General features: G+C 38.8%; 7 protein-coding genes. 4 read left to right on the top strand and 3 right to left on the bottom strand.

What is annotated here, in order from left to right:
• Positions 1-118: 118 nt before the first annotated feature.
• Positions 119-469 carry a DUF6686 family protein gene (locus VKY50_RS02550; RefSeq protein ID WP_324298530.1) on the bottom strand — a complete coding sequence of 117 codons (351 nt, stop codon included), beginning with the start codon at positions 467-469 and terminating at the stop codon, positions 119-121.
• A gap of 394 nt (positions 470-863) precedes the next feature.
• On the opposite strand from VKY50_RS02550, the gene VKY50_RS02555 reads away from it, so the two are divergent.
• From VKY50_RS02555 to VKY50_RS02570, 4 genes are all read left to right on the top strand, one after another.
• On the top strand, positions 864-1631 hold the full coding sequence (locus VKY50_RS02555; RefSeq protein ID WP_324298532.1) for a membrane metalloprotease: 768 nt from the start codon (positions 864-866) through the stop codon (positions 1629-1631).
• Positions 1632-1693: 62 nt separating this feature from the next.
• Positions 1694-3064, top strand: coding sequence for an MATE family efflux transporter (locus VKY50_RS02560; RefSeq protein WP_324298534.1), 1371 nt, complete (start codon positions 1694-1696; stop codon positions 3062-3064).
• Positions 3065-3248: 184 nt separating this feature from the next.
• Positions 3249-4577, top strand: coding sequence for a signal recognition particle protein (gene ffh / locus VKY50_RS02565; RefSeq protein ID WP_324298536.1), 1329 nt, complete (start codon positions 3249-3251; stop codon positions 4575-4577).
• 61 nt (positions 4578-4638) lie between these two features.
• Positions 4639-5532 (top strand): bifunctional 5,10-methylenetetrahydrofolate dehydrogenase/5,10-methenyltetrahydrofolate cyclohydrolase, encoded by an 894-nt coding sequence (locus VKY50_RS02570; RefSeq protein ID WP_324298538.1) that lies wholly within the window; start codon positions 4639-4641, stop codon positions 5530-5532.
• A gap of 47 nt (positions 5533-5579) precedes the next feature.
• Here VKY50_RS02570 and VKY50_RS02575 read toward each other — a convergent pair whose 3' ends face one another.
• Both VKY50_RS02575 and rho read right to left on the bottom strand, forming a co-directional pair.
• Positions 5580-6647: an AI-2E family transporter gene (locus VKY50_RS02575; RefSeq protein WP_324298540.1), complete on the bottom strand. Its 1068-nt coding sequence runs from the start codon at positions 6645-6647 to the stop codon at positions 5580-5582.
• Positions 6648-6876: 229 nt separating this feature from the next.
• Positions 6877-8640, bottom strand: a complete 1764-nt coding sequence (gene rho, locus VKY50_RS02580; RefSeq protein ID WP_324298542.1) for a transcription termination factor Rho — start codon at positions 8638-8640, stop codon at positions 6877-6879.
• Positions 8641-8692: the final 52 nt, after the last annotated feature.

Consider the following 8692-nt stretch of genomic DNA (forward strand, 5'->3'; position numbering starts at 1 on the left):
TTTAAAAAACCCCGAATCCATTGTTGATTTCGGGGTTTTTCTTGATTTGGAAAAAATTAAATTAACTAACTCAAAACATATATGCTTTTGTTTTAATATAGGGCATTTCGGGGTGAAGTTAATTTGGCAGCCATTTATAATTTATCTCGGATGCTGTAAGGAGTTCTTGATTGTTCTGTTGCATGGCGATAAGCTGTTTTAACTCCATTACTTCTGCTTTGTTGAGTAAAATCAAAAGATTGGATTGAATGGTCGGTATTGGGATGCGTTTGTCATAAATGGAATGTTTAAATTCTTGCTCCCAGTAATCGGCTTCTAAGGTGTACATATAGCGCTGGAAACTCTCAAATTCATCTTGTGTGAAATTAAAGTTAAGATTATTAAACAATAATTGATACATGTGATTATGTTGACAAAAAATGAGCAATCCGTTCTTTGATCTGCTTAATATTTTAAGGTGTTTACACATGGTCAATTGGTTTTAATATGATTCTCTTAAAACAAAATTATAAAATTTATTTAGATTTAATAAAAATAAAGTTATATTTGTGTATCTATTAACCATGAAAATAGGTAACCAGCCTTTTTGTTTTGTAGAATGTAGGGCTGGTCGAACAAAAATTCAAAAATTTTTAATGGATGTATCAGTAATTAGTTGACTTTGTGTAGCTATAAGGGAAATTAAATTATGAGTTTCATCATTAAATTCATGTGATGGAGGGGCAAGTCGTTGCAGACTGCCCCTCTTTTACTTAAGTAACGGATGGGGTTTTTAAGGATGAGAAGCGTTCTGGTCCTAACGATGTCTATTAAGGGGGGGGTAATTGTAAAAATTCGATATATTGCAAAAAAAATACACCCATATGTCTAAATTAATTTACGGGTTACTCTTCTTTTTGATCTTAACTTCTTGCACCGATAATGATGACGCTGATCAGCTTGCTAACTTCTCGGCCTCAAATCGATTGTCTACTGGGGACTCAGCGAGGGATTTCTTAAGTGAAGACCGATATAAAGAACTTGTTATAGAGGTGGTATATGTGGAAGAATTTCCCCCTTCGGATGAAGCTTTAGGTAGTTTAGTGGATTTTATAAATCAATATTGCCACAAATCAGCAGGTATTGAAATTGCTAAAAGAGCTATTGCATCACCAGCCATGGACTATTATACTATTGCTCAGGTCGATAGTCTGGAAAAAGAGCTTCGTGGACAGTACAACAGTGAGGGGCGTATGGCTTTGTTTGTATTTTACCTCGATGGTACTTATAAAGGCATCGAAACTTCTAAATCCAGCGGTTTCGATGTTGTTCTAGGGGTCTCTTATCGAAATACCTCCTTTGTGGTATTTAAGCGAAGTATCAATTCCTTGGCTCCTTCGAAATCTTCTGGGCTCGAGAGCATTGTTTTAAGGCACGAATTTTCACATTTACTCGGACTAGTGGATCTTGGGACACCGATGCAAACAAATCATATTGATCCAGAAAATGGACATCATTGTATTGTGGAGGATTGTCTAATGAATTACAAAATTGAAACTGGATGGGAATTTTCAACCTCGAATACTTATCAATTATTACCACAGCTCGATCCCTACTGCGAGGCAGATTTACGAGCCAATGGTGGTAAGTAAGTTAGTGTAATTCTAAGGTGTTCTATAGTATGGCCTACCGTAATAATTCTTAATTTTGTGGAGTGAGGCAACAAAGAACACTATTTTCAACGGAAAACAAACACATCCTAAATACCATACTTAAACTGGCATTTCCTATTATAATTGCCAATATTTTGCAAACCATGTATCAGCTGGTCGATACCTTTTGGTTGGGACGACTCAGCGCCAATGCGGTTGCGAGCGTCAGTTTGAGTTTTCCAATTTTATTTTTAGTGGTTTCCTTAGGCGGAGGTCTTACTCTTGCGGGAACGGTTATCGTGGCGCAACACAAAGGCTCAGGTGATCAAAGGATGGTCAACTACGCTTCTTCTCAAACCGTCATGGTGGTCTTTTTTATTTCCATTATTTTAGCCCTTATTGGTTATTATGCTGCAGGGACTTTGATGAACCTTATTGGTGCAGGTGAGGAGTTGATTGATGATGCTGTGATATACTTTAAGGTGTCTTCCTGGGGGTATATTTTTATGTTTATGTTTTTTGTCTATCAATCGCTAATGAGAGGAATTGGAAATGTAATTATACCCATGTACATTGTTCTTGGAACCGTGATTTTAAATCTACTTCTAGATCCATTGTTTATCTTTGGTTATGGTGTCATTCCTGGGTATGGCGTTGCTGGGGCAGCCGTGGCTAGTATTTTTACCCAAGCTATTTCTGCTGGCATTGGGTTATATATTTTGTTTAAAGGAAAAAAAGGAATTAAGATTCGCCTTGTTTATATGCGTTGGGATTTTAAGTGGATTAAAAACTTATTTTCATTAGGACTTCCAGCGAGTTTGGATCAATCTAGTAGAGCGGCAGCAATGGCGGCTATGGTAATGTTAGTCACTAGCTTTGATAGTGAAATTGTGGCTTCTTATGGAGTGGGAGCAAGAATATTGAGTTTAGTGGTCGTTCCCGCCTTAGGTCTTTCTATCGCGACCACGAGCCTTGTTGGCCAAAACATTGGCGCAGGGCGATTGGATCGAGCGGAACGGGTAGGAAACATAGGGATGTTGATCGCTGCTTTTGGACTTAGTTTTTTAGGAATCATTTTATTTTTTCTTGCCGAGCCACTAACACGTTTCTTTGTTCCTGATGACCCAGAGGTAATTGAAGTAGGGTCAAAATTCATAAAGATTATGGCTCCTACATTCGGTCTTTTAGGAATTCAACAAGTACTCAATGGAGTATTTAATGGGGCGGGTCTTACAAAAGTTTCGATGCTTATTTCTGTGATCGTACTTTGGATGGCTCGATTTCCAGTTGCGTTTATGCTTTCCAATAATACCAGTTTAAGCTATGAGGGAATATGGTGGGCATTCCCGATTTCAAATGCCATCGCCGCCACGATTGCCTATGTGTATTACAAAAGGGGTAGTTGGAAAAAAATTCAACCGCAGCTCGTGTAATTCCCCAAATTTTAAGGGAACTGATTTTAATTTTAAGCTACTGTAAATCCCTTAATTAAGAAGTCTAAAATAACTTTCGAACTTCGAGTTCAAATTCTTAAATTTGCACTTCTCTGTGAATTTGCAATTGAATTTGTTTAGAGAGCATTACCAATTCTATAGTGAGTAAAAGCAGTAAGACAATATGTTTGATAATTTAAGTGAAAAATTAGATAAGGCCTTTCACGTCCTTAAAGGGCATGGGCAAATTACCGAGGTTAACGTCGCAGAAACTCTTAAGGAGGTTAGACGCGCATTGCTGGATGCGGATGTGAATTTTAAAACAGCCAAAGAATTTACCAATTCAGTAAAAAGCAAAGCCCTTGGACAGGATGTATTAACATCTTTAAAGCCTGGACAGTTGATGGTGAAGCTTGTAAAAGATGAGCTTACCGAGTTAATGGGAGGGGAGGCTGCTGGAGTGGATCTATCTGGAAATCCTGCTGTTATTTTAATGGCTGGTCTACAAGGGTCTGGTAAAACCACCTTCTCAGGTAAATTAGCTAATTTTCTAAAAAATAAAAAAACAAAAAATCCTCTTTTGGTAGCCTGTGATGTTTATCGTCCTGCGGCGATTGATCAGTTGCATGTGGTTGGTGAGCAAATAGGAGTTTCGGTATATTCTGATAGGGAGACCTCTGACCCAGTTTCCATTGCAAAGGCAGGGGTGGATTATGCAAAGGCCAATGGTCATAATGTGGTTATTGTGGATACCGCTGGTCGCTTGGCTGTCGATGAGCTTATGATGAAGGAGATTTCTAACATCCATAATGCTATTAATCCAAATGAAACTTTATTTGTAGTGGACGCTATGACAGGTCAAGATGCTGTAAATACAGCAAAGGCTTTTAATGATGTCTTAGACTTCGATGGTGTTATTCTTACCAAACTCGATGGAGATACTAGAGGTGGGGCGGCGCTGTCTATTAAATCTGTGGTAAACAAGCCGATCAAATTTATCGGTACTGGGGAGAAAATGGACGCAGTAGATATATTCTATCCTGCTCGTATGGCTGATCGTATTTTGGGAATGGGGGATGTTGTGTCTCTTGTAGAGAGAGCTCAAGAGCAATACGATGAAGAGGAAGCTAGGAAACTCCATAAGAAAATTGCCAAGGATCAGTTTGGTTTTGATGACTTTTTGAGTCAGATACAGCAAATCAAAAAGATGGGTAGTATGAAAGACTTGCTCGGGATGATTCCTGGGGCAGGGAAAGCTTTAAAGGGCATAGATATAGATGATAATGCATTCAAGGGTATTGAGGCTATAATTCATTCTATGACTCCAGAGGAGCGTACTTCTCCCTCCATCCTCAACGGAAGTAGAAAAAAACGTATTGCAAAGGGAAGTGGAACTTCAGTTCAAGAGGTAAATCAACTCTTAAAGCAGTTTACTCAAATGAGTAAAATGATGAAAATGATGCAAGGAGGCGGTGGTAGAAAAATGATGCAGATGATGCAAGGACTTAAGTAAGTCTTGTTATAAACTACTACCTTTAAAAAGAAACCAAGCTTAAAAATAATAAACCTGTATAATGGAACTTCTAGACGGAAAGAAAATATCCAATCAAATTAAGGACGAGATTGCAGAGGTCGTTCAAAAGATAAAAGCAAGAGGCGAAAAGGTGCCTCACCTCGCAGCAGTAATAGTAGGTAATGACGGTGCAAGTTTGACCTACGTAGGAAGCAAGGTTAAGGCCTGTGAGCGCGTTGGATTCGAATCTACTCTTGTAAAGCTACCGAGCACCACTAGTGAATTGGAGCTTTTGCGCAAGATTGATGAATTGAACAATAATAAAGATATCGATGGATTTATCGTACAATTACCATTGCCTGAGCAAATCAACGAACAGCGCGTGCTAATGGCAATTGACCCGAATAAAGATGTGGATGGTTTTCATCCCACAAATTTTGGGAAAATGGCCTTGGATATGAGTACTTTCATTCCTGCGACCCCCTTTGGAATCCTAGAATTATTGGAGCGATATAATGTAGAGACCAAAGGGAAGCACACCGTGGTTATAGGACGCTCGCATATCGTGGGACGCCCTATGAGTATTTTGATGGGCAGAAAAGGGTTCCCTGGAAATTCAACGGTAACTCTTACCCATAGTCATACTAAAAATATTACGCAAATCACCTCACAAGCCGATATTATCATCACAGCTTTAGGACAACCGAATTATCTCAAAGCTGAAATGGTGAAGGATGATGTGGTTGTGATTGATGTAGGAATCACTAGAGTCCCAGATGAGGATTCTGCAAAGGGTTACCGAATTACTGGAGATGTTGATTTTGAAAACGTAAGTAAAAAGGCAAGTTTTATCACTCCAGTTCCAGGAGGTGTTGGGCCCATGACAATCGCGATGCTACTTAAAAACACCCTCCTTGCAAGAGAGCGTCACCGCGTGAATTCAGCTTCGAAATAGGCCTAAAAAGATATATTGCTAATAAGGTTATGCTAATCTTACCCTGTTTAACGATGGGGTAAGTTGGTGTCCTTACTTCCGTATTCATTCTTGTATATTTTCACAAGCAGTAAGAAGAGACTCAGTAATAAGGGACCAAAAACTAACCCAATAAATCCAAATAAAGGAACACCAATTACCACCCCTATTAGGGTGATAAGCGGATGAAGGTTAGCTAGTCTTCGCTGTACAACCATCCGGAAAACATTATCAGTGGATCCTACTACGGCTATTCCATAAATTAATAAACCGATAGCTTGCCAATGATCCCCTTGTGCGTAAAGCAGTAATGTCACTGGTACAACACCAAGAGCAGTCCCTACAAAAGGAATCATCGAGCCTATCACAGTCACAACAAACCAAAAGATAGGATCTTGAACCCCAAAAATATAGTAACCAATAAGTGCTACGATACCCTGTAAAAATGCAACTAATGGAATTCCGATAGCATTTGATTTTACAACCTCACTACTCTCCTTTGAAATTAACCGGATGTTTTCATCACTAAGTGGGAGGAAGTTTAACACTCTTTTCTGTAGATTATCTGAATCTATAAGTAGAAAATAAAGGATGAAATACATGATCGTTAAAGCGATCAGCGCATCAAAAGTTCCTCCAGCCAAACCTTGAATTTGCGTGGATACCCAGCCTGTAATTTCTTTTGAGTTTAATTCTGTTGATAAACTGAAGCCGACAAATTGTTCAATCTCCAGAATTTTAGCTTTTATAATAGCAATGAGCTCTTCGGAATTGGCTACTGCCTTTTGGATCTTAGAGGAAAGTAATAAGATAATTAGGGTCACTGGAATAATGATGATCACTATTGAAATTATAATAATAATCGTCGCGGCTACCCAGCGTCTACACCCCAGCTTTATAAGACGCTTCATAAGCTTCTTGAAAATCACATACATGGTAACTGCTCCCAGTATACCAGAGAGGTAAGGCACCAATTCCTCTATAATAAGATAGCCTAAGAGTACTATGGATAGCAATACAAACAATTGCCGTATGAGGCCTGGACTTAGTTGGTCTTTATACATTTGTAAAGATTCATGATAGTCAAATTTAATCATTGCTTTTATGAATCTACTATTTTATAGCATATTTTTATTATAATGTACTAATTTAATGGGAGTAAGGACTATTGTAGTCCTTATATAAGAGTCTTCTTGTATGGTATTAATGCGATGGGTAGTTTGTTGCGGGTGAAGGTTGTCTGAAATTTTTGGAGATCAATTTATTTGATTATAAAAAAAAAGCCTGTACAAGTGTACAGGCTCCCTATGGGATACTTGCGATAAATTATTGATTCATCGTCATTAAAAATTCTTCATTGTTTTTTGTCATACGGATACGTTGATCCATGAACTCCATAGCTTCAACAGGATTCATATCTGATAGGTATTTACGTAAAATCCACATTCTTTGAATCTCATTTTCATCTAGTAATAGATCGTCTCGTCTGGTGGATGAAGATATCAAATCAATCGCAGGGAAAATTCGTTTGTTGGCAATACGTCTGTCGAGTTGTAGCTCCATATTACCTGTTCCTTTAAATTCTTCGAAAATAACTTCGTCCATTTTGGAACCTGTATCGGTTAGTGCAGTAGCAATAATCGTTAAAGAACCACCACCTTCTATATTTCTTGCCGCCCCAAAGAAGCGTTTTGGTTTGTGTAAAGCGTTGGCATCAACCCCTCCACTTAATACTTTACCGCTAGCTGGTTGCACGGTGTTGTAGGCTCTTGCTAAACGAGTGATAGAGTCTAAAAGAATCACTACATCGTGCCCGCACTCTACAAGACGTTTGGCTTTTTCTAAAACGATATTAGCTACTTTTACGTGGCGGTCTGCAGGTTCGTCAAAAGTAGAGGCGATTACCTCCCCTTTTACATTACGTTGCATATCGGTCACCTCCTCAGGACGCTCATCAATTAAAAGGATCAATTGATAAACCTCTGGGTGGTTTGCAGCAATTGCATTGGCGATATCTTTCAAAAGCATGGTTTTTCCAGTCTTAGGCTGAGAAACAATCATACCTCTTTGCCCTTTTCCGATAGGAGAGAAAAGATCCACAATCCTAGTGGATATGGTGCTTCGGTTTTCAGCTAATCTGAATTTTTCCTCCGGGAATAGCGGGGTTAGGTGCTCAAAAGATACACGGTCACGAACAACCTGTGGGTTTAGTCCGTTAATTTGGTTTACCTTAATGAGGGGGAAATATTTCTCTCCTTCTTTGGGTGGGCGCACTGTCCCGCGCACGGTATCTCCCGTTTTTAAACCAAATAAGCGTATTTGTGATTGTGATACATAAATATCATCTGGCGAAGAAAGGTAGTTGTAATCACTACTTCTTAAAAAACCATAGCCATCTTGCATGATATCTAAAACTCCTTCACTCTCTACAATACCGTCAAATTCAAAATCAGGTTCTCTGTACCTGTTTTTCTTTTCTTTGTCAAAATTGTCTTTGTCCTTAGGAGTATTGTTGTTATTTTTCTTGTGGGAGTTAGATTGATTGTTGTTAGGAATGTTGGAGTTCCGAGCATTGTTAGGGGCCTCGTTCCGCTTGGTATTGTTTTGCTGATTGTTGTTTGCACTACTGGAGGGTTGCTTTGATTCCGTTTTAGGTCCCTTTGCAGCTTCTGGTTTGGTGTCTTTATCAGTTTCTTTATTTAACGGAGGATTCTCGGCCTTTTTTTGTTTTGGCTGTGGTTGCTTTGGCGCTGTTTGTTTTGACTCCTCCACTGGCCGTGAGGATGCAGGGGTTGGGTTCGATGCTGTATTTGAACCACCATTGGTTTCTTCTACTTTTCCAGTAGATCTTTTTGTGGTGCGCGTTCTTTTTTTAGGCCTTTGCTGTGAAGGTGTTTCTTCACCATTAGGAGTGTCCTTTTTTGGAGTATCTATAGTGCTTACTGCACTTGGGCTAGCAGCCTGAACATCGAGAATTTGATAGATGAGGTCGTTCTTTTTAAACGTTTTAAATTTTGGAATACCAGCCACTCTAGCAATCTCATGTAGTTCGGCAAGCTTTTTTGCCTTTAAATCTGAAATTTCAAACATTGATTAAATAAATATATTATTATTTGGTCTGAGGTAAATTATGATTGTTGTT

The organism is Galbibacter sp. (assembly GCF_035306585.1).
Classification (GTDB): Bacteria; Bacteroidota; Bacteroidia; order Flavobacteriales; family Flavobacteriaceae; genus Galbibacter.